This window comes from Micromonospora sp. NPDC000316 (genome assembly GCF_042898885.1).
Classification (GTDB): domain Bacteria; phylum Actinomycetota; class Actinomycetes; order Mycobacteriales; family Micromonosporaceae; genus Micromonospora.
In genome coordinates this window covers 135,568-157,613 of record NZ_JBIAZG010000013.1, presented here as the reverse complement: position 1 = coordinate 157,613, position 22,046 = coordinate 135,568, and the positions used below count along the sequence as shown (strand labels likewise).

The 22,046-nt window shown below is 72.4% G+C and carries 18 protein-coding genes; 10 read left to right on the top strand and 8 right to left on the bottom strand.

Translation table 11 applies throughout. The features are described 5' to 3' along the window. The 9 genes from ACFY2Q_RS23045 to ACFY2Q_RS23005 all read left to right on the top strand — a co-directional run bounded on the left by ACFY2Q_RS23045 (position 1) and on the right by ACFY2Q_RS23005 (position 9,837). Positions 1-501 (top strand): hypothetical protein, encoded by a 501-nt coding sequence (locus ACFY2Q_RS23045; RefSeq protein ID WP_053659787.1) that lies wholly within the window; start codon positions 1-3, stop codon positions 499-501. Beyond that, positions 501-1,139, top strand: a complete 639-nt coding sequence (locus ACFY2Q_RS23040; RefSeq protein WP_387133445.1) for a hypothetical protein — start codon at positions 501-503, stop codon at positions 1,137-1,139. The genes ACFY2Q_RS23045 and ACFY2Q_RS23040 overlap by 1 nt, the downstream gene beginning before the upstream one ends. Then, positions 1,136-3,160, top strand: coding sequence for a hypothetical protein (locus ACFY2Q_RS23035; RefSeq protein ID WP_387133444.1), 2,025 nt, complete (start codon positions 1,136-1,138; stop codon positions 3,158-3,160). The genes ACFY2Q_RS23040 and ACFY2Q_RS23035 overlap by 4 nt, the downstream gene beginning before the upstream one ends. A 10-nt stretch (positions 3,161-3,170) precedes the next feature. Beyond that, the gene (locus ACFY2Q_RS23030) at positions 3,171-3,494 is read left to right on the top strand and encodes a hypothetical protein (protein WP_387133443.1); all 324 of its coding nucleotides are present in this window, start codon (positions 3,171-3,173) and stop codon (positions 3,492-3,494) included. 1 nt (position 3,495) lies between these two features. Beyond that, positions 3,496-3,999 (top strand): hypothetical protein, encoded by a 504-nt coding sequence (locus ACFY2Q_RS23025; protein WP_053659795.1) that lies wholly within the window; start codon positions 3,496-3,498, stop codon positions 3,997-3,999. Further along, positions 3,992-5,428: a baseplate J/gp47 family protein gene (locus ACFY2Q_RS23020; protein WP_387133441.1), complete on the top strand. Its 1,437-nt coding sequence runs from the start codon at positions 3,992-3,994 to the stop codon at positions 5,426-5,428. The genes ACFY2Q_RS23025 and ACFY2Q_RS23020 overlap by 8 nt, the downstream gene beginning before the upstream one ends. An 11-nt stretch (positions 5,429-5,439) precedes the next feature. Next, positions 5,440-7,785 carry a hypothetical protein gene (locus ACFY2Q_RS23015; RefSeq protein WP_387133440.1) on the top strand — a complete coding sequence of 782 codons (2,346 nt, stop codon included), beginning with the start codon at positions 5,440-5,442 and terminating at the stop codon, positions 7,783-7,785. 13 nt (positions 7,786-7,798) lie between these two features. Beyond that, positions 7,799-8,926 (top strand): hypothetical protein, encoded by a 1,128-nt coding sequence (locus ACFY2Q_RS23010; protein ID WP_387133439.1) that lies wholly within the window; start codon positions 7,799-7,801, stop codon positions 8,924-8,926. A gap of 137 nt (positions 8,927-9,063) precedes the next feature. Next, a complete protein-coding gene (locus tag ACFY2Q_RS23005) occupies positions 9,064-9,837 on the top strand; it encodes a BTAD domain-containing putative transcriptional regulator (RefSeq protein ID WP_387133437.1) in 774 nt (257 codons plus the stop codon). Positions 9,838-10,005: 168 nt separating this feature from the next. On the opposite strand, the gene ACFY2Q_RS23000 is transcribed toward ACFY2Q_RS23005, so the two are convergent. From ACFY2Q_RS23000 to ACFY2Q_RS22965, 8 genes are all read right to left on the bottom strand, one after another. Continuing rightward, the gene (locus tag ACFY2Q_RS23000; RefSeq protein WP_387133435.1) at positions 10,006-11,493 is read right to left on the bottom strand and encodes an FAD-binding oxidoreductase; all 1,488 of its coding nucleotides are present in this window, start codon (positions 11,491-11,493) and stop codon (positions 10,006-10,008) included. A 146-nt stretch (positions 11,494-11,639) separates the two neighbouring features. Beyond that, on the bottom strand, positions 11,640-12,368 hold the full coding sequence (locus ACFY2Q_RS22995) for an HD domain-containing protein (protein ID WP_387133434.1): 729 nt from the start codon (positions 12,366-12,368) through the stop codon (positions 11,640-11,642). Positions 12,369-12,423: 55 nt separating this feature from the next. Then, the gene (locus tag ACFY2Q_RS22990) at positions 12,424-13,782 is read right to left on the bottom strand and encodes a polysaccharide lyase family 1 protein (protein ID WP_387133432.1); all 1,359 of its coding nucleotides are present in this window, start codon (positions 13,780-13,782) and stop codon (positions 12,424-12,426) included. 83 nt (positions 13,783-13,865) lie between these two features. Further along, entirely contained in the window at positions 13,866-15,044 is a 1,179-nt protein-coding gene (locus tag ACFY2Q_RS22985; protein WP_387133430.1) for a Gfo/Idh/MocA family protein, read from the bottom strand. After that, positions 15,041-16,534: a mannitol dehydrogenase family protein gene (locus ACFY2Q_RS22980; RefSeq protein WP_387133428.1), complete on the bottom strand. Its 1,494-nt coding sequence runs from the start codon at positions 16,532-16,534 to the stop codon at positions 15,041-15,043. Before ACFY2Q_RS22980 ends, ACFY2Q_RS22985 begins: the two co-directional genes overlap by 4 nt. After that, positions 16,525-17,829 carry an enolase C-terminal domain-like protein gene (locus ACFY2Q_RS22975; RefSeq protein ID WP_387133426.1) on the bottom strand — a complete coding sequence of 435 codons (1,305 nt, stop codon included), beginning with the start codon at positions 17,827-17,829 and terminating at the stop codon, positions 16,525-16,527. Before ACFY2Q_RS22975 ends, ACFY2Q_RS22980 begins: the two co-directional genes overlap by 10 nt. 55 nt (positions 17,830-17,884) lie before the next feature. Further along, positions 17,885-19,318, bottom strand: a complete 1,434-nt coding sequence (uxaC, locus tag ACFY2Q_RS22970; RefSeq protein WP_387133424.1) for a glucuronate isomerase — start codon at positions 19,316-19,318, stop codon at positions 17,885-17,887. 24 nt (positions 19,319-19,342) lie between these two features. Next, complete coding sequence (locus ACFY2Q_RS22965; RefSeq protein WP_387133422.1) at positions 19,343-20,671, bottom strand: Gfo/Idh/MocA family protein; 1,329 nt, start codon at positions 20,669-20,671, stop codon at positions 19,343-19,345. A 238-nt stretch (positions 20,672-20,909) separates the two neighbouring features. On the opposite strand from ACFY2Q_RS22965, the gene ACFY2Q_RS22960 reads away from it, so the two are divergent. Continuing rightward, positions 20,910-22,040: a LacI family DNA-binding transcriptional regulator gene (locus ACFY2Q_RS22960; RefSeq protein ID WP_387133420.1), complete on the top strand. Its 1,131-nt coding sequence runs from the start codon at positions 20,910-20,912 to the stop codon at positions 22,038-22,040. The last annotated feature ends 6 nt before the right edge of the window (positions 22,041-22,046 follow it).

Below are 22,046 nucleotides of genomic sequence, written 5' to 3'. Positions count from 1 at the left end.
ATGGCCATCACCAGCAGCTTCATGCGGTACGGCACGGTGCCGTCGGCGATCATCAGCGACGGGGTCCTGCCGATCCCGCTGTGGGCGGTCACCGCGATCTCCCTCGCGCAGACGTACCACCTGCCGCCGATCGGCTCCACCGCGCACAAGGCGATCGTGGCCACCCACGACGACACCATCACCCTCACCGGCGTGCTCGTCGGCGCGGAACGGTACGCCTGGAAGTTCGCGCTGGAGACGATGGCCGAGGCGAGCAAACGCGGCACCGCCCTCGCTGCGTACTCCGGCGGGAAGTTCGGCGGGCTCATCCTCGTCACGTCCATGACGATCCGCACCGACATGCAGGTGCAGTCGCTGACCTTCAACGCGTCGGCCGCCCGCCGCGACGTCCTGGACACCACAATCACCCTCGTCCACGTGCCCCGTCCCAGCCTGCTCGGCAAGCTGCTCGACGTGGCAAGCATCGGAGTCGGCGCGCTCGCCGACGGGTTGGGAAACTGATGCCACCGTTCCCGATCGACAGTTACCTGCTGCCGGAGACACCAGTCGAGGTGCCCGACGGGTTCACCGAGGTGCGGCAGAGCCTCACCGCCGGCCTGCCGCACCGCGTCGAACTCGGCGCGGGCGTCCACGCGGTGCTGATCCTGCCCACCGGCCTGGCCCGGCAATGGCTGAACACTGACCCCCTGGCGGTGGTCAGCAGCTCCGCCGACGACCTGGCACCCCGGCCCGCGCCGCCGGCCACACCCCGGGCCCCGGCGCTTGTCGGTCGGGTGCCGCTGCGCCTTGTCGTCCGCCAGGGCACCCGGATCCTCGGCTCGGTGCCACTGGCCACCGGCCTGCGCCGGGTCTGCCCCGACGCCGGCCCGTCCACCGGCCCGTCGACCGCCGTGGAGCTGCTTGTGCTGGCCTGGCTGCTGCACGCCGGGACGGTACGCGGCTCCGGCGACTACGGCTCGACGCTGACCCTGGCCTGGCGGCCCGCAGACCGGGCCGTGGACCAGTTCGGACCGCCGCCGATAAACGAGTTCGTCTGGCGTCGCCGCCCACCCGCGCAGCGGGTCGAATCCGAACTCGGCCCCGGCAAGCTGCGCTACCGCTACCTGCTCGACAAGAAGATGCGGAGGGTCCTGCGATGACACTCACGCCGTTCCAGACCGGCCAGGTACGCCAGGGGGCGGTCGGCAACGACGCCGGCTGGACCCTGACCTTCCATCGGGAGACCCCGACCGGGCTCAGCCAGGACGCCACGCTCACAGTGTCCAGCGCCGACTACTACGCGGCCATCGACGCGGCGCTGCCCGACGGGCTGGGCTCCGGCGCGTACACGATCACCGTGCAGGGTCTGATCGACGAGCACTTCGCGGCGCTGCGCACCGCCGAGGGGCAGCCGCCGCTGGTGGCGAAACTGCACCTGTACTGGCGCGACGCCAACACCTCCGTCGGCGCGTTCTTCACCAACCTGGTCGGCGTCAACGCCGGCCCGTCGGCGGCCGAGCTGACCCAGGCGCTCGTCGCCGTCCTGCGGGTGACGAAGGTGCGCCGGCTCACCGGCGAGCGGACGTACGACACCGAGCTGACCCTCGTCGAGCAGGCGTACGCCCGGCTCGGGCAGCGGGTCACCGAACGGTTCGAGGCGGCGAACTTCACCGCCGCCGTCCGGGCCATCGCCGAGCGGACCCGGGTGGACATCACCACCTGGGGTGCCAACCCGGACGGCACGATGACCCGAGGCGCCAGCGAGGCGGCCGGCGACGAGCGCGTCGCCTTCGGCGCAGGGCTGCTCTACCGTGCCGCGCTGGACCGGCTCGGCGGCGCGTTGCAGCAGTCGCTCAACGCGTACGGGCGGGGGATGCTGCTGATCCGCGACGGCACCGTGCACGTCGGCAAGCGCCCCATCCCGTACCCGGAGGGCGAGCCGAAACCGCTCACCCTCGCCACCGGGCTGCTGGAGTGCACCGAGAACGGCAGCCAGGACAGCGACCCGTACGCGGCCACCGAGGCCGGGGGCACGGCGTCGCCGCGCCGCCGGGCATGGACGCTGACGCTCAAGGGTCGCCCCGACCTGAAGCCCGGCGACCTGGTGCTCTTCGACCCGCCCGCGGTGGACGAGGCCACCACGCTGGGCAGTGTCGGCGCGGCGCTGCTCGGCTCGTTCGCCGCACCGTTCGCCCCGTCGACAGGCGAGCTGGGCGCGGGAGCGAAACTGCTCTACCTCAGCGCGACCCGGCACACCCTGTCGCGTACCGCCGGGTTCGTCACCGTCGTGCAGGGCGTGGAGGTCTCCTCGCCCGCGCAGGCCTGGGACAGCTGGAGCGACGCCTCCGGCGTGGGCGTCGCCGAGCCCGCCGGCCCGGCGTCGTCGCCCGGGGTGGCCGCCGCCGAGGCGGTGCGCCGGACCGCCCGCGCGGCCCGCGGCGAGACGCGCGGCCTGGAGATCGGCGAGGTACGCGCGGCGGCCACCAACGCCAGCGGCGCCGTCGAGCCGCCCGCGCAGACCGAGACGGTCTGGGAGGGGCTGGTCCGCCCCGACGGCCGTCCCAATGCCGCCCGCCGCCTTCCGGTACGTCGTGAACAACCCGCGCCGCTGCCCGGGGTGACCTACCTGACCCCGTTCGCGTGGGGTGGCTGCGGGCTCATCCTGCCCCGCTACCCGGGCACCCGGGTGGCGCTCGCCTACCGCAACGGCGCACCGGACGACCCGGTGGAGGTGGGCGCGCTCTGGCCCACCGGCCACGCCCCGGTGTCGCAGCCGGGGGACTGGTGGTTGTCCCTGCCGGTCGGGGTCGACACCAACAGCCGCTCGTCGATAGGCGACACGGTGGTGCCCGCCGACCACAACGGCAAGGTGACGCACGACCTCACCGACGGCGACGGCAACCGGGTCATCGAGCTGGGCGAGCTGACCGTGCGGGTGGGCCGGGACCAGCTGCGCGGCCGGGGCCAGCGTCCGGCGCGCGCCGCCGACGCCGACAGCATCACCATCGAGCACGCCGGTGGCTCGTCGATCGTCATGAAACAGGACGGCTCGATCACCATCACCGCCAAGCAGATCGACCTGGACGCCGGCGACGGGCCGGTGAACATCAGCGGCGGCACCGTCACCATCGCCGCCGACGACGTCGACGTCCAGGTCAGCAACGCGATGAACGTCCACTGAGGAGAGCGACATGGCATTCGTGCTCACCACGTCGAGTGACGTGCACTGCCCCAGCCAGGGGAAGGTCTCCCCGGCCGGGCAGGCGAAGCTGATCGTGGCCGGCGCCGAGGTGACCCGCCTCGACGGCATCACTGGTAAGTCGGTGACCGGCTGCACGATCACCGACAGCAGCTCCACCGTGCAGTGCAAGAGTGTCGTCTCGGCGACCGGCGCCGCCGGCAAGCTGCTTGTCGGCAACGTCGGTGTAGCGCTCGACACCCTCAGCGGCGCCACCAACGGCAGCACGCCCGGCCTCTCCGCAAGCGCCGGGCAGAGCAAGCTGAAGGCGGTCTGAGGTGGACCGGACCGAGCGGGAACGGCAGGCCGCCCAGCGCCGCTACCTCGGCTGGGGCCTCGCCTTCGAACCCACGATGCCCGGCGTCGACCTGGCCCGCGACATCGTCTTCGACGACGGCCCCGACGGCCGGGTGCTGGCGCTTGTCGCCGGCACCCAGAACGTGGCGCAGAGCCTCTCGGTGGCGCTCACCACGCTGCGCGGCTCGAACGTCTTCGACGCCACCTTCGGCTTCGACGGGCTCAACGCCCTCGCCGAGCAGATCGAGCCGAGCCTCATCCGCGAGCAGGTGCGCATCGGCATCATCACGCTGCTCGACCGCGACCCCCGCGTCCGCAAGATCGTCGACGTGAACCTCGACGACGGTCGACTCGGCGCCACCGGCACCGACGACGCCGCCCACGCCGCGCTGCGTGCCTCCCGCACCCTCCAGGTGCAGGTCCAGTTCGAAACCATCACCGACGACCGGCTCTCGGTGCATCTCGGGGAGCTGCCCAGTGTCTGATCCGACAATGCCGGCCGAGCTGGCCGACGTCCTGGCCGTCGACGCCGCCGCCCTGCGGGCCACCGGCTCGACCGGCTTCGGCATCGTCGAAACCGGCTTCGTGCCCAAGTCCTTCGCCCGACTGCTCGCCGAGAAGCTCGCCACCGCCCGCCTGCTCTTCGGCGAGGACGTCGACCTGACCAGCGGCGCCGTCCTGCGCAAGGTCCTGGAGTTGGCCGCGCTGGAGGACGCCCGACTGTGGGCTGCCCTCGGCGCGGTCTACGACAACTCGTACGTGGTGTCGGCCACCGCCGACGCACTGACCCGACTCGGTGAGGAACTCGGCATCCCCCGCCCGTACCTGCCGGCCCGGGGGACCGTGAAGCTGAAGCTCAAGGCCGCCCTGCCGACCGGGCGTACCCAGCTCACGCTGCCCCGGGGCGCGCGGCTGTCCACACCCGGCGGGCACCACGTCGCACTCGACGAGACGGTGGTGCTCTCCGCCGCCGTCGCCGAACGGGAACCGGCCGTCGCCGCCTTCTACCCCGGCCCCGCGCACAACCTCGACCCCACCCAGGCCAGCCAGAAGATCGACAGGTGGAACCGGGCCGACACGCTGCTCGCCGACCTGGACGACGCCGAGCAGGCCGCCGGCAAGGACCTCGTCGAGATCACCCACACCGTCGCGCTGACCGGCGGCGAACAGCAGGTCTCCGACGCCCGCTACCGCCAGCTGCTGCTGGCCGCGCCCCGCTCCATCTGGACGGCCGAGGCGATCGGCCTGGCCGTGGCCACCGTCCCCGGCGTACGCCAGGTGCAGGTCTTCGACGGCCGGGGCGGGTTGGACCTCAACCAGTCCATCTTCGGCAACTTCAACTTCATCGAGCGCGTGTTCAGCACCGAGCGCGACCTGGGAAACCCGTACTACGTCACGGTGCTTGTCGCGCCCACCGCCGCGGCCATCTGGGACGGCCCCGACGGGCTGCACGCCGCCGTCGAGTCGGTCATCGAGGACCTGCGGCCGGTGGGCATCTTCGCCTCGGTGGACAGGGCCGACGAGGTCGGCATCGGCGTCGAGGCCGACCTGGTGATCCGTGGGCTGCCGCTACCCACCGGCTCGACCGAGACGGTGAACGCCTCCACGGCCGCCACCGAACTGCGCGCCCGGCTGCACGCCCGACTGCGCCGCTACGTCGACGAACTGCCCTTCGGCGAACCCGTCCGGGCGGCCGAGGTGATCTGGACGTTGATGAACGAGCCGGGCGTCGCCGACGTCCGGAGCCTGCGACTGGTGCGCTTCCCGGCCGACTCGGCCGTCGTGGTGACCGGCAGCGCGCCCACCGGCGACGGGGTGCAGCGGCTGCCCGTCGGCGACAACGCGGTGCTCGCCGCCAACCAGGTGCCCGTCTACGTCGACCGGGACGCCCCCCGGCCGTTTCGGATCGTCTGAGCGGGGGCGCGATGACCGACATCCGGGTGCCGGTGGACGGTGCCGACCCGTCCGTCGAACGTAACCTCGTCGACCAGTTGGAAGGCCCGTACCCGGGCACCGTCCGGCGGGTGGTCGTGCCGATCGCCGCCGCCGGCACCGCCGCCGTGGACTGGACCAGCCGGCACCCGCTGCTGACCGTCGTGCTGCGCCGGGACCTGGTCGAGGAGACCGTCCGGGTGACGGTCACCGTGGCGCCCGGCGCCGAGGACGAACGGGCGCTGCCGCCCGTGGTGTTCGCGCCCTGGTCGGCGGCCGGCGCGTCGATCCCCGTGTACGCGCCGGACACCGCCGACGAGCCGCTGGTCGCCGCCTTCCCCGTGACCGTGACGGCAGAGCGGGTCGTCGACGGCGGTGCCGCCACCGCGGTCACCGGCGCGCCGCTCACCGCCCTTGTGGAGCTGGCCGTGCTGGAGGGCAACCTGGGTCGGCTGCTCTACCTGGTGTCGTACGAGAAGCACCGGCTGCGCCGCACGGCCCGCGAGGTGCACGCGTACCGGACCCTCGCGCACGCCCGGCGCGACGCGCTGGACCGCATCGGCGCCGACGTCGGGGTGGCCCGCTTCGTCGACGAGTTGGTGCACGAGCCGGCCAGCGGCGAGGTGTACGCCCGTCGGTTGGCCCCGCCCGCCCGCGAGCCGGACGCGGCGTACGCCCACCGGCTCGGGCTCTACCGACGCTTCCTGCTGCCCACACCGGGTGCGGTGCGCCAGCTGCTCAACGGGCCGGGAGCCGACACCGACCCGAACACCGGGCTGTTCGCGGACCTGCCCGGCGGCGCCCGGTTCACACTGCGCGAGGACGACGACCGGTTCGCGGTGGCGATCCGGCTTGTCGCCGCAGGTGACCCGCAGCACCGCACCAACTTCCTCGCCCAACTGCGCCGCGACCGCCTCGTCCTGCCGGCGAACACCCCGCCGAACAACACCACGCACGCCGGCCGGGCGTTGCCGGCGACCCGGCTTACCGAGGTCACGGCGCTGCGGGCCAGCCTGCGCCAGTCGTACACCTTTGGCAGCTCGCACGGCATCGCACCACCGCTGGCCGTGGCCCTGGACCGGGCGGGGCGGATGTGCCGGGCGCTCGGCTCGTCGATCGTGTGGCAGGTCAGTCGGGCGCAGGACGACGCCGGTGGCAGCCGCTACGAGCTGGGGCTCGGTGTCGACGTGAGCTGGCCGACCCCCGCGCAGGCCAATGACCTGCGCAACCGGGTGCTGGACACCGGCCGCGCGATCACCGCCGACGGGACGGCCGAGGCGCTTATCGCCGCCGCCCGCGCGCGCGGCGTGCCCACGGTCGGGGCCGACGGCGAGCTGGCGTGGCTGTGGCGGGTGTGCGGACTGGCGACGACGCACCGGATCAGCACCGCCACCATGTACCTGTCGCACCTGCCCACCCGAGGGCTGGCGGTGACCGCGCCGTTGACCGCGCCGGTCGGCGCCGACACGACGATCGAGGCGCAGTTCCACGCGCCGGGCGATCCGGGCGGCAACGCACTGCTGCTGGCCGGGCTGGCCGCGGCCCGGGCGGCCTGGACCGCCGCCGGGGAGCCGGCGTGGACGCCGCTGACCGACGCGGCGGCCCGCACCCGGTGGGCGGCCGTGCCGACCCGCCCGGCAGGGCAGCCGGTCGACCAGGTGCTCGCCGCCGCGGGCCTCCCCGCCGTACGGGAGCCAGCGCCCGTGGTGGCCGCGCTCAACCGCCTGCCCGACGAACTGGTGGAGACCATCGAGCTGCCGGCGGCGCTGGCCTCCGCGCTGATCGCCGGTCAGCCGGCCGCCGGAGTCCGGCTGGCCCGGCTCGTCGGGCTGCTGCGCGATCAGCACCTGGCCGCCGCGTTGCCGCTTGTCGAGACGGGCAACCGGGTGCTGCTGGTGTGCAGCGTGATCGGTCTGCCGCAGGCCGGGCTGAACCTGGCCGAGCGCCGGGCCACCGGGTTCCGTTGGTACACCGTCGGGCTCGGCGGCGGCACAGCGGAGATCAAGGCGGTCGGCGCGCGGACCGCCCTGCGACCCACCCACACCGGGCTGGTGGCAGTGGTGGCGCTCTCCTACGTGCGGACCGGCCTGACCGACCCGTACGAGTTCCGAGTGGAGCTGCCCGACGGGGTGGCGCTGACCCTGGCGCAGTACGAGCGGCTGATGAACGCGCTGACGCGGGTGTGTCCCCTCGGCGTGGAGATCAACACGTTCGGCATCCGGCGCGACCACGTCGACCTCGACGGCAACGGCACCGCCGAGCCGCTGCGCCCCGCGGTGGCCCGCACCTTCCGCACCTTCCAGCAGCGCCGGCACCGCGGCGTGTACGACCAGCTCTGAGAGGGACACCACAATGGCGAGCGAGATCAACTACGACGGGATGACCGTCACCGAGCTGTACGAGGTGTTCACCAAGCACGGCATCCCGCCCTCGGACGCCAGCGTGCTGGTCTCCTCCTGGATCTACGAGAACGTGGGCACCGCCAAGCGGGTGTTCAGCTACGCCGAGCCATTTCCGGCGGTGGAGCCGGGCTGCGCGCCGCCGCCGTTCGCGCGGACCTTCGCGCACACCGACTGGGTCGACGGCGAGGACGTGGTGCAGGCCGGGCAGACCCCCGGCGAGCAGGGCTTCAACGAGCGGTTCCACCGGATCGAGCACGACCTTGACCACCTCGGCACCGACGTGGCCAAGGCGTTCGCGTGCATGGCCGCGATGCGGGTGAGCCTGCGCCGTCTGCTCGACGAGATCCGCGCGGAGATCAACCGCCTGCACTCGACGGTGCACGGGACGAAGGTCAACTCCGGCCCGTTCACTGTCGAGCAGATCCCCAACTACATCGGCGCGTTGGACTTCGGCAAGTACATGGGCACCACGATGTTCATGGACAAGAAGGTGAGCATCTGGCAGACCAAGGCGGGCACGATCGTGCTGCCCGCCGTGGAGACCCTCGGCGTGGACGTCATCGCCGGGCCGAAGGTCCGTGGGGCAGCCCAACTCGCCCGGTACGCCGCCGAGCACGGGGACGTCCGGCAGCGGTTCCCGCGCGAGGTGAAGCTCGACGAGTTCATCCGCCTCTTCGGCGACGACGAGATGGCCGACGGTCGACTGATCCGCGACGTGCTCAAGGTGCTGCCGGCGAACACCAGCTACCAGAGCGTGGACGCGATGCTCGCCGAGGTGAGCGAGCGAGAGGCCGTCATCGTCCGCACCACCGTCGGCGCGCAGTCGGCGGTGTCCGCCGCCCTGGGCATCGAAGCCGAGCTGGAAAACGTCGCGGACGCCGACATCGCGATGCTCGCCGGGGTGCCGACCAAGGCGCGGGCGGCGCTGGCCCGCGCCGGGATCAGCACCCTCGGCAAGCTCGCCGAAACGCAGCCTGAGCAGGTACTCGGCATCATGAAGGAAGCCGGGATCCGCGCCGACGTCGGCGACGCCGCCGAGTGGACCGGGTACGCCCAGACGCTGAGCAAGCTGCGCTGAACGGCCGGGGCCGACTCCGGCGAACGGCTGATCCGCGCCGTTCGCCGGGTCGGTGTGACGACATTGCGCTGGCGCGTCGACCATCCACACCCGAGCGTGGAACTCCCACGGGGCGACAGGGTGCGAAGGGCACATCCATGGTTGTTCAAGAGGTGACGCACGACCTCCGGACCGCAGCGGGGAAGACCGATGCGCGGCAGCCACCCAGGTACGCGTTACGCCTTCTCGGCGGGTTCGGGCTGGAACGCGACGGCCGGACGGTCGCGGTGCCGCAGGGCGCCCGCCGGTTGCTCGCGTTTCTCGGCGTACGCCAGCGGTGTGCCCGCGCGGAGGCCGCCGGCACGCTCTGGCCCGGCTCCCACGAGGAGCGGGCCCGCGCCAACCTGCGCACCATGCTGTGGCGTCTGCACCGGGTCACGCCGGAGCCGCTGGTGGCCGAGGACGACCAGCTCGCCCTGGCCGTCGGCGTGACAAGCGACGTGGCGAGCCTGGCCGCGGCGGCCGCCGCGTTGCTGGCCGGCGCGCCACCGTTGGGCGCTCCGGTTCCGGCGTTGGCGACAGGTGAGCTGCTGCCCGGCTGGTACGACGACTGGGTGCTGACCGAGCGGGAGCGGCTGCGTCAGACCCGGCTGTACGCACTTGAGGCCCTCGCCGAACTACTCACCGCCCAGGGCCGGTTCGGTGAGGCGGTGCAGGTGGCGTTGACGGCCGTGCAGTTGGAGCCGCTGCGGGAGAGCGCCACCCGCGTGCTGATAACCGTGCACCTGGCCGAACGCAACATCAACGAGGCGGTACGCCGGTTGGAGCTGTTCCGCGCCGACCTGGGCCGGGAGCTGGGCGTCGCCCCGACCCCGTGGCTGGAACACCTGGTGCGGGCCAGCAGGGCGGGTGCCACGGTCCCGTTGCCGTGACCGCCAGACCACCTTGCCCTCACGTCCTTTGCTCTGCTTCAACCAGCGCAACACTTACGCCGTGTAGGTGTAGCGCCGGTTGAAGCAGAGCAAAGGCTGGGCAGGAGGTGGGTGCGGTGGGCGCGACTCGGCCGCCCCCGCCGCCCCCGCCGCGCCCGCCGCCGCCGGTCAGTGCGTCGCGGGCGGGATGCTCTGCTCGTACTGGAAGACGTTGTGCGGGTCGTACTTCGCCTTGACCCTGCGCAACCGCGGGAAGTTGCGTCCCCAGTAGGCGGTCTCCCACTCGGCCATGCCGATGTTCGGCACGTTGGCGTAGGCGCCGCACACGTAGGGCCGTAGTGCCAGGCTGAACTCGGCGATCCAGGTCTGGGCGATCGGGGTGAGAGCGTCGTCGCTGTCGGGCTCTCCGCGGGTGCCCCAGCCGACGCCGGGCTCGGAGTAGAGGAGCACGTCGCGGTGCGGGAACGCCGAGCCGCCGAACGGCTCCTGTGTGTGCGCACCCGTACCGAACGCCTGCGAGAAGAAGTTGGTGTCGTCCGTCGGGGCGCTCTCCATGAACGTGCGAACGATGTTGATCGCCTGCTTCGGGAGCGGCTCTCTGACGAACTGCGAGTAGAACTTCCACTTGCCGGGGTCGTCCGCGCTGGGGACCTGGAAGTCGTTGTAGACGTCGCCCCAGCCTCCGATCTGCACAGTCACCTCGGGGTTGCCGATTGACAGGATCGGCGCCAACAGCCTCCTGGCCTCTTCCTCTGTGCCTTCGACGAGCACCCCGAACATCAGGATCTCGTTCCTGTGGACCTCGAGTTGGCTGCCGAGCCGGGGGTCGGTGAAGGGCGTGGTGCGCTGCCAGGTGTCGAAGACCGGGTGCAGGTCGTCGAGGCCCTGCCAGGTCGCCTGGAGGTAGGCGACGCTCCTGACAGGGGCCACCTTGTAGGTCAGCGAGGTGACGATGCCGAAGTTGCCGATGCCCGCTCCGCGCAGCGCCCACAGCAGGTCCGAGTGGTTCCACGGGTCGACCTCGAGCACCTTCGCGCCGTCGGCGCCCGCCGCGACGACGATCTCCGCCCCGATCAGGTTGTCGCAGGCCATCCCGAGGTAGCGGGTGAGGAAGCCGAGCCCGCCGCCGAGGGTCGCCCCGGACAGGCCGACGGTTCCCTCTGTTCCCGTCGTCGCCGCCAGGTCGTACTCGCCGAGCGCGGTCACGGCCTCCAACTGGGTGAGCCCCGCGCCGACCTTCGCCGTACGGCTCGCGGTGTCGATGTGGACGTCCTTCAGCTCACTGACATCGATCACGATGCCGTTGTCGACGTTCGACCAGCCTTCGAGGTTGTGGCGACCACTGCGTACCCGAAGCGCGACATTGTGCTGCCGCGCCCACGTCAGGGCGTTGACCACGTCCTGGGTCTCCTGGGCGAAGACGATGACCAGCGGATAGTGCACGAAGAGCTCGTCCCAGCCGAGGCTCGCGTCGGCGTAGTTGGGGCTCTGCGGGCGGACGATGCGCCCGGTCAACTCCGCCGGGGGGTACTTCATGCCGGACCCAGGGCCATCGGCCGCGATCGCCGAGCTGCCGGCCAGCACGACCGGGATACCGACCGCTCCGGCGCCAACGGCCGTCGCCTTGAGCAGATCGCGACGAGAAAGGTCACGCATGGTCAGAGTCCTCTCGATCGGAATACGCCAAATCGGTCAAGAAGCCCTATTGCCTCTCATTGGGCGCAGACCAACCGTAAGTGCAGAAGACTCCTCGAAGATCCGAGAACTTGTCGCAGAACCCGGTCGGGTGACGCGGCAGCAGGTCAGTTCGGGTGGGCGGGCTGGTCGAGGATGGCGCTGAACCGCTCCTCGGCCAAATCGAGCTGGCCGAAGATGTGTCGCTTCACCGCGAGTGACAACGGTGTGTCCGGCCGGCCGATCAGGTCCCGGAAGAGCGGCACCAGCGGCCGGTACTTGCGGGCCGACGACACGACCTTCGGCCCGACCGTGTGGATCACCCCGACGCCGTTGTCGGTGAAGTCCGACACCTTGATCACCCGAGCCCAGGGCTCCCGGTCCAGGCTGGCCGCGAGGTGCTCCCGGTACTGCTCGTTGCGGTCGCGCCGCGGGTCGTACACCGGGTTGGTGACGGCGGCGACAAGTGTGGCCACCCGGGGCCCGAACCGCGCCGCGAGCGCGGTCAGCGCGGCAGCGGTCGGGTCGGCCCCCGGGCCGCCGTCGGCAAGCTCGGTCGGGTGGTCCTCCACCGCGTCGTGCAGCAGACCGGCGACGATCACGTCCACGTCCCGCACCTGGTAGTGGTGCATGAGCCGGATCGCCACCCGCAGCAGGTGGTTGAGGTACGGCTCGCGCACCCGCCTGTCGTCCCGGTGCAGCTCGGCGGCGAGGTCGAGTGCGGCGGTCAGCCGCGCCCGGGCGTCGTCGTCGAACTGGGCGACCTCCAGCCGGAAGCGCTCCAACAGACCCGGTTCGCCGTGGATCTCGGTGATCGCGTGCATCGGCATGCTGGCCAGGTGCGGCGGGAAGTCCATGCGTCACTTATAGCCGATCTTCACCACATCGATGACCCCCTACGTCGGCTGTCGGTCACAGCGGTAGCCGATCGGCGCCCGCCAGCGGGCCCACCAGAAGCGGGACCAGTGGCGTCGGCAGGAGCGGGTCGCGGCGCAGCGTGGGCGTCCACCCGGCGTCGGCGCCCAGGTCCGGATCGTGCGCCGCGTTGTACGCCGCCAGGAGGTCGACCGGCCGGGCCGGACCCGCGCCCTGGCGGACCCAGCTGCCCCGCTCGGTGAGCGCGGTGCCACCCCAGTCGTAGAGCAGGTCGGCCGGGTCGACCGCCGCGTCCAGGGTGAAGAAGTTGTTCTGCGCGTAGATCGCCGACTGGACGCCGACGCCGAGCGCGTACTCGAAGTCGTCGCCGCCGAGCCGGTAGTGGTTGTTGTAGACGTCGACCTGGCCGAACCGCACCCGGGGCAGCCGTTGCAGGACGCCGTCGAAGAGGTTGTGGTGCAGGGTCACCTTCAACCGGCCCACGTCCGGGCCGACGGTGTTCGACGAGCCGATCAGCATCAGCTTGTCGCGCCCGGTGAAGCGGTTCCAGGACGCGGTGACGAGGCTCGCTGTGTGCGTGACGTCAAGCGAGCCGTCGTGCACCTGGTACGGCCGCCCGAAGTAGGTCGGCTGCACGCTGTCAGGGTTGTCGCCGTCGGTGAACGTGTTGTGGTCGATCCACACGTGCTCGCTGCGGCGTACCGAGATCTGGTCGTACTGGCTGTTCCAGTTGCCGCTCTCGCCGTCGGTGGGTGACCAGGCGGGAAAGCAGTCCCGGGCGTCGACGAATGTCAGGTTGCGCACGATGACGTTCGACGCCCGGTCGATCATCAGGGTGAGACCGGTCAGCCGGGCACCACGCAGCCCGATGATCGTGGTGTTCGGGCCGACGTTGATCTGGGTCTGCCGGGTCTGGTTGGCCACCGAGCGCACCCGGGCCTCCTCCAGCGGCCCGGCCGGCGTCACCCGACCCCAGACCGCCGGGTCGTACGCGGCCAGGTAGGCGTCCAGCCGGTACGCCGGGTCGGCCAGGTCGGTGCAGCCAAGCGGCGTGCCGCCAGGTCCTTCGAAGCCGTCGACGACGCCGTCCACGTAGATCAATTTCGGGGTGGCGTCGGTGGCGTTGCTGGCGTTGTCGCCGCCAAGCGCGGCGACCAGTTCGGCCCGGTCGCGGACCACCCTGGTGCGTTCGGGTGCCGCCGTCGAGCCGCCTGTGGTGCCGGCGCCCTCGGCCGCCCAGCCGTCCCGCTCGGGCAGTGCCTGCCGCCCGAGCTGACGGGCTGCCCAGGAGAGACGGTCGACGGAGTCGGGGCGGCCGGCGGCCATGGCCGGTGCGGTCGGTGCGGCACCGAGCAGAAGGGCGACAAGGGTCGCGACGGTGAGGGTTCTGCGCATCGAATCTTCCCCATTTCGCTTGTGGTGGAGGGGTTGTCCGCTGAAAGCTCGGGCGAGGTGTGCGCTCCGGTCGCGTCGCCCGCCTATCCCGTCAACTCGGCGCGGTACGCCGGTGTCGCCCACGGCACCGCGAGTTCGCTCGGCAGCGCACCCCGCTCGGCGGCCCGGCGCAGCACGTCGACGACGCCCCGCAGGTGCAGCACCCGATCCGCGCCGTCGCCCACCGCCGTCACCAGATCGCCGTCGAGCAGCCGGGGCTCCGGCGCGGCGCGCAACGCGTCAAGCAGCACTGTGAACGGCGCGGTACGGGCCAGCGGGGCGATCAACGGCACCCCGGCCGGGTCGGCACGGTGGGCGAGCAGGTTCTCCAACAGCCCTCGCCGCCCGGGGATCCGGCGGACCACCACGTCGCCGGGCAGCCGCAACCGGTCCGTCGGGTACTCCAGCACCGCCTGTCCGGTCTCGCCGGTGACCACGATCTCGCCCGCCACGAACTCCTCGGCCGCGAGGGTGACCGCTGCCAGCACCGGCGGGCCGGCCCGGAACCGGACCCGCAGCACCGCCGTGTCCTCCACCTCGATCGGCCGCACCCGGTAGCGCTCCACCTCGATCGCGACGGGCCACGGCGGTGCGCCGCCGAGCGCCTCGGCGACGGCAAGGCACTGCATCACGGCGTGCGCGAGCGGGTTGGCAAGCGCGCCGTCCAGCACCTGCCGGCCGTTCAGGCTGCGCCGACCGGCCCACGGGGAGCGGGTGTAGTAGGCGTCCGGTCGCTGCCACGCCGCCACTGTCGCGATGCCTGTGACAGTGCCGAGCCGGCCGGCCGACAGCGCGTCGGTAAGCGCGGTGAGCGCCGCCGAGCCGAGCGCCTGGAAGCCGACCTGCGCCACCCGGCCGGTCGCCGCGAGCGCCCCGGTCAACTCCTCGTGCTCGGCCATCGACAGCACCGGCGGCTTCTCCAGCAGCAGGTCCGCGCCGGCGGCCAGGGCGTCCCGGGCGATCGGCAGGTGGGTGTGCGGCGGGGTGCAGATCACCACCACGTCCGGCCGGGTGGCGGTGAGCATCGCCAGGTGGTCGGTGAACACCTCCACGCCGGGCGGCACCGGCGCCTCCGGCTCGTCCTCGACGGGGTGGACGTCGACGAGAGCGACCAACCGCAGCCGGCCGTCGGCGTGCATCGGCGCGATCACCCGTCGGTGCCAGCGACCGTGCCCGTTCGCCCCGATCACCGCCACCCGGGGCGCCGGCGTGGCCCCGTTCACCGGGCACCGGCAAGTGTCGCCTCGACGCCGTGTCGTTCCAGCGCGGTCAGCCAGGCGATCACCTCGGCGCGTACGTCGTCGTCCTCGGCCACCTCGACCGGAATGACCTCGCGCAGCGCGAAGACCGCGTCCACGGTGCCCGCCGGGCTCTGCGCTCCGGCGTCGAGCGCCGCCCGGATCGGCCCGGCGAGAGGGTCCTGGAACGGCAGCGGGCGGCCGTCGTCGGCGTACCCCAGCGCGAAGCGCAGCCAGGCGGCCACGACGAGCGCGCCCCAGCGCGCGGACCGGCCGGCGGCGCGCAGGTCGGAGACGGTGTGCAGGACGCGCTGCGGCAGTTTCTGCGAGCCGTCCATCGCGACCTGGAGGGTGCGGTGCCGGATCGCCGGGTTGGCGAACCGGGCGAGGACCTGCTCGCCGTAGTCGACCACCCGGACCCCGTCCGGCGGGGTGAAGCTCTCCGCCACGTCCTCGGCGATGAGCCGGCGCAGCACGTCGGTCAGGTGCGGGATCTCCAGCGCGTCGGCGATCGTCTCCCGACCGGCGAGCGCCCCCAGGTACGCCACTGCCGAGTGGACGCCGTTGAGCGTGCGCAGCTTCAAGCGTTCCCACGGGCCGGCGTCGCCGGTGAGGATCGCTCCTGCGTGTTCCCAGCCGGGCCGGCCGCCGGGGAAGTCGTCCTCGATCACCCACTGGGCGTACGGCTCGGCGGCCACCGCCGCCAGGTCGCTCACGCCGAGCGCCTGCCGGGCCGCCTCGATCGTCTCCGGGGTGCTGGCCGGCACGATCCGGTCCACCATGGTCCCCGGGCACGTCACGTTCGCGGCGACCCAGTCGACAAGCCCGGCCGGCACCCCGGCGGCCCGGCCCACCGCCCGGTCGACAAGGCCACGCAGCCGCCGGCCGTTGGAGGGCAGGTTGTCGCAGCTGACAAGGGCAATCGGCCCGGCGTCGGCGGCGGCGCGGGCGGCCAGCCCGCGCAGCAGCAACCCCGGCACGGTGCCCGGCGGGCGGCCGCCGGCCAGGTCCGCGGCGAGCGCCGCGTCCGGGCACAACCGGCCGGTCACCGGGTCGAGTTGGTACGCCTTCTCGGTGACGGTGAGCGTCACCACGCGTACCGCCGGGTCGGCGAGCAGCGCCACCACGGCGTCCGGGTCGCTGGCGGCGTGCCGTACCCCGCTCAGCGCGCCCACCACGCGGGTGGCGCTGCCGGCGGCCGACAGGGTGCTGACGCTGAACAGGTTGTCCTGCGCGGTGAGCGCCTCGACCAGGGCGGTGCTGCGCGGGGCGACGGCCACGATGCCCCAGTCGCCGCCGGCCGCCCCGATCGCCGCCTCGGTGTAGACGGCCTGGTGCGCCCGATGGAACGCGCCCAGCCCGAGGTGGACGACGCCGGTCGGCACGGTGCCCGGCCGGACCAGCGGTCGGGCCTCGACGGGCAGCCGGCGCAGCACACCCAGGCCGAGCCGGGACGCGCCGACGGTCACCGCCATGCCGGGCCGTCCGGGAACCGGAACTCGGCGATCGACGCCTGCTTCATCGTGGCGCTGTAGCCGGGCCGCTCGGGCAGCAGGTAGCGGCCGTCGCGGGTGCGGACCGGGTCGACGAAGTGCTCGTGCAGGTGGTCGACGTACTCGACCATCCGGCCGTCCAGCGCGGTGCCGACCCGCAGGTAGTCGAAGACCGCCAGGTGCTGGACGTACTCGCAGAGGCCGACACCGCCGGCGTGCGGGCAGACCGGCACCCCGAACTTCGCCGCCAGCAGCAACTCGGCAAGGACCTCGTTGACGCCGCCGACCCGGCACGCGTCGATCTGCATCACACCTATCGCCTCGGCCTGGAGCAGCTGCTTGAAGATCACCCGGTTGGCGGCCACCTCGCCGGTGGCCACCCGGCACCGGCCGCCGGTCAGCTCGGTCACCGCGCGGGCGATCCGCGCGTGCCCGAGGATGTCGTCGGCGTGGGTGGGCTCCTCGATCCAGTACGGGTCGACTTCGGCCAGCACTGTCATCGCCGCGATGGCCTCGTCGACGTCCCAGACCTGGTTGGCGTCCATCATCAGCAGCGCGTCCGGGCCGATCTCCTCGCGAATGATCCGAGCCCGGCGCAGGTCGTCGGCGAGCGGGCCGCCGACCTTCATCTTCATCGCCCGCCAGCCCTCGTCGTATGCCTGCCGGGTCAGCGCCCGCACCTTGTCGTCGGGGTAGCCGAGCCAGCCGACCGACGTGGTGTACGAGGGGAAGCCGTCCCGCTCAAGCGTCGCCAACCGGTCGGCCAGCCCGTCGCGTCCCTTGTCGAGGATGGCTGTCGCCTCGTCAGGGGTCAGCGCGTCGGTGATGTGTTTGAAGTCGACGCTGGCGACCAGTTCGTCGGTCGGCAACTCGGCGAGGAACCGCCACATCGGCTTGCCGGCCAGGGTGGCCCGCAGGTCCCAGACGGCGTTGACAAGCGCCCCGGTCGCCATGTGGATGACGCCCTTCTCCGGCCCCAGCCAGCGCAGTTGCACGTCGGCGCTGAGCGAGCGCCAGAACGCCACAGGCTCGGCCGCGATCTCCTCGACAGTGCGCCCGCGCACGTGGTGGGCCAGCGCGCGAACGGCAGCGCAGGTGATCTCGTTGCCCCGGCCGTTGGTGAAGGTGAACCCCGCGCCGACCGGCCGGGCGTCGGTGCCCAACTCCACGTACGTCGCCGAGTAGTCGCCCCTGTTGATCGCGTCGGAGCCGTCGCCCCGCGCCGCGGTCGGGAACCGCACGTCGTGCACCTCGACGGAGGTGATGGTGACACTCACTGGGCCTGCCTTTCGTTCGCGACTGCGGGGCTCCGCTGCGCTGCACTCCTCGCGCTCACCGGTTGTCCCGCCCGAAGTTGAAGACCCGCTTGGGCAGCCGGTACGCCAGGTCGACGATGGTCTCGGCTGCCTCGTCCATCGGCAGCCGGTGCTCGGCGACCAGCCGGGCCAGGAAGCCGGCGTCGACGCGGCGGGCCACGTCGTGGCGTACCGGGATGGAGCAGAACGCCCGGGTGTCGTCGACGAACCCGGTGGTGTTGTAGAAGCCGGCGGTCTCGGTGACCGTCTCGCGGAACCGGCGCAGCACCTCGGGGGAGTCCAGGAACCACCAGGGCGCGCCGAGGAGCAGCGCGGCGTAGCCGCCGGCGAGGGGGGCCAGCTCACGGGTGAAGGTGTCCTCGTCGAGGGTGTAGAGCACCACCCGCAGCCGGCTGTCGTTGCCGTAGCGCTCCAGCAGTGGCGCGAGCGCGTGCACGTACTCGGTGGCCTGCGGGATGTCGCCGCCGACGTCGCGGCCGTGCCGGGCGTGCAGCCAGCGGTTGTGGTTGCGGACCGCGCCGGGGTGCAGTTGCATGACCAGGCCGTCGTCGAGCGACATCCGGGCGAACTCCACGAGCATGTGCGCCCGGAACGCCTCCGCGTCGGCCGCGTCGGCCGTGCCGCGCAGGCCCCTGTCGTACAGTCGCGCGGCTTCCTCCGGAGCCAGGTCGAGCGTCCGCGCGGTGGGGTGCCCGTGGTCCGACGAGGTCGCCCCGGCGGCGATGAACGCGGCCCGGCGGGCGCGCAGCGCGGCCAGATAGCCGGGGTACGTGCCGGTGTCCTCGCCGGCCAGCGCGCCGAGCCGCTGCACGTTCGTCGACCAGCCCTCGAACTCCATGTCCACCACGTCGTCGGGGCGGAAGGTGGTGACGACCCGGCCGCCCGGCCCGCCCCAGCCGTCGGCGGCGAGCTTGGCGTGTTGCCCGAGGTCGTCAAGCGGTGACTCGGTGGTGGCCAGCACCTCGATGTGGAACCGCTCGAAGAGCGCCCGGGGCCGGAAGTCAGGTTCGGCGAGCCGCGCCGCCAACTCGTCATAGAGGGTGTCGGCGGTGGCCGGCCCGAGCGGGGTGTCCACACCGAACACGGTGCGCAACGTCTGCTCCAGCCAGAGCCGCGAGGGGGTGCCCCGGAACAGATGCCAGTGCGCGGCGAAGCGCCGCCAGATCGCCCGGCCGTCGGTCTCCGTCGGGCTGCCGTCGCGGGTGGGCACACCCAACTGCGCCGGGGGTACGCCCTGACTGAGCAGCATCCGGGTCAGGTAGTGGTCGGGCACGATGAGCAGCCGGGCCGGATCTCCGAACGGCTCGTCCTGCGCGAGCAGGGCCGGGTCGACGTGCCCGTGCGGCGAGATGATGGGCTGCTGCGCCGCGAGGGCGTACAGCTCCCGGGCCAGCGCGCGCTGGCCGGGTTCCGCGGGCAGGAGCAGGTCGGTGTGGTCGAACGTCGGCACGGAGATGGACTCCTCGTCTCCTGGTCAGCGGGGGGTGAGCAGGTCGGCCACCCGGACCGGCTGCCCGGTCTCGAAGGACCTGTTGGCGGCCAGGCCGGTGAGCAGGGCCAGCGCGCCGTCCTCGGCGGTCGCGGCGCGGTCCAGCGGGTCGGGTTGGCCGCCGAGCAGCACCCCTGTCATCCGGGCGTCGGCGCCGCCGTGCCCGTGTCGGGTGCGACCCTCGACCGGGATCTGCCGGGGCGGTGCCCAGAACGGGCGCACTGTGAGCGTCGCGCAGCCTCCCTCGGGTGCCGCCTCGACGCCGTGCAGGGCGGCGCCCTTCACCGCGCCGGCGGTGCCCCTGTCGACGAAGTCGTTCTCGGTGACCTCCAGCTCCAGCCGCCCCCGGCTGCCGTTGACCATCACCCGGTAGCCCTCCCACGGCGCGTACGCGGTGAGGTGGTAGGTCATCGTCGCGCCGGTGGAGTAGCGGGCCAGCACCGCCATGTCGTCCTCGATCGTCACGCCGGGGGCGAAGACGTTGCGGTCGCGCTGGTAGCCGTCCTCGGCCTCGGCGTCGAGATACAACTCGCGTAGCCGGGGGTGCGCGTCGAGCCGCAAGGCGAACGGGTCGTCGGCGGCGGCGGGGGAGCCGTACGCCCGGTCGTAGTCGCGGGCGTAGCCGTGTCGGCGGCCGTCCTCGCCGTAGAAGAACAGCCGACCGGCCGCGTACACCTCGACGGGTGTGGCCGCCAGCCACCAGTTGACCAGGTCGAAGTGGTGGCTGGCCTTGTGCACCATGAGCCCGCCGGAGGTGGCCTTGTCGCGGTGCCAGCGGCGGAAGTAGTCGGCGCCGTGCCGCACGTCCAGCAGCCACTCGAAGTGCACCGAGCCGATCTCGCCGACCGCACCGTCGGCGAGCAGCCGGCGTACCTGCTCGTGCAGCGGGTTGTAGCGGTAGTTGAAGGCGACCGTCACCCGCCCGCCGGTCTCGGCCACCGCGTCCAGGATGCGCCGGCAGCGGGGCGCGTCCACTGTCATCGGCTTCTCGGTGACGACGTCCCGGCCTGCGCGCAGGGCTGCCACCACGTACTCGTCGTGGGTGACGTCCACGCTGGTGACGAGCGCGACGTCGACGCGCTCCTTGTCCAGCATCGCGGCGAAGTCGGCGGCCGGATAGGTCGGCACCGGGCGGTGGCCCAGCTCGGTGAGCCACCTGTTGTGCGCGTCCATCCGGGCCCGGTTGACGTCGGCGAAGGCGACGAGTTCGGTCGTCTCGGCGTGGTCGAGCACCAGGGCGCGGACGAACATCTCGGCTCGCGCGCCGGTGCCCACGACGGCGTACCGGACCCGCCCGTCGGATCTCGGTGACATTCGGTCGCCTCCCCGGGGATCCTGCAAAGGTTTGCAGTGAAGTAATCACGATCGATCCGACGTCGTCAACGACGGCGGCACAACCGGCGTCAAATGTCAGCATTTGCGGGGTTGGATGTCCCCACAGGGGACGTTGGCGCAACAGAACCGCAATCATTCACCGTTGACACTGGAGCAACCGTTTGCATTAATGGGCCACACCCACGTGACCGCCGCCACATCGGACGAAGGGGCCGCCGTGCCAGTCACCATCCGGGACGTCGCCCGCGCCTCCGGCGTGCACATCTCCACCGTGTCCCGCACCTTCTCGGCACCGCACCTGGTCAACCCCGAGACCCGGGTCCGGGTGCTGGCCTGCGCCGAGGACCTCGGCTACCGGCCCAATCGAGCCGCCCGAGCCCTGATCACCGGGCGGACACACAACATCGGCCTGATCATCGCGGACATCGCGAACCCGTTCTTCCCACCGCTGATCAAGGCGGCGGAGAGCCAGGCCCGGCACCGCGACTACCACGTCTTCGTGGCCGACACCAATGAGGACCCGGCCGCCGAGGAGGAGCTGGTCCACGCGCTCGCCAAGCAGGTCGACGGGGTGCTGCTGTGCAGCCCGCGGATGAGCAACAGCCTTATCGAACAGCTCAGCCGCGAGGTGCCGCTTGTCGTGGTGAACCGTCAGGTGACAGGCCTGCCCTGCGTCCTGATGGACGTCGGGCAGGGCGCCCGCGCCGCGATCGAGCACCTGATCGGCCTGGGTCACCGGGGCATCGCGCTGCTCGGCGGCCCGCGCAGCTCGTGGACCAACCGCGAGATGCGCCGGGCCGCCGCCGCTGCCGCCCGGGCCGGCGGCGCGGAGCTGACAGTGCTCGGCCCCAACGCGCCCACCGAGACAGGTGGCTCCGCGGTGGCCGAGCAGGTGCGGCGCAGCGGCGTGTCGGCGGTGCTCGCCTACAACGACCTGATGGCGATCGGCCTCATCGAGGGGCTGGACGCGCTAGGGGTTCGGGTGCCGCAGGAGGTGAGCGTCGTCGGGGTCGACGACATCGCCCTGAGCCGGCTCACCCGACCCAAACTGACGACGGTGGCCACACCCACCGGGGCCGCCGGCCGGACGGCCGTCGACATGCTGCTGCAACAGGACACCGAGTCACCGCGCGCCGCGCGGGGGTCCGGTGCCGGCTCGGCACTCGGCGTCCGTCGCACCACCGCACAGGTAATGCTGCAGACCGAACTGGTCATCCGCGACTCGACCGGCCCGGGCCCGTACGCCCGACCGTCACGTCCCCTGGCCACGCCGCGAGGCCCGGACCCGCATTGCCCTGCGGGCCCGGGCATCCCGACCGCGGCCAACGGTGACGCCGTCGCCTCCTAATGCCGA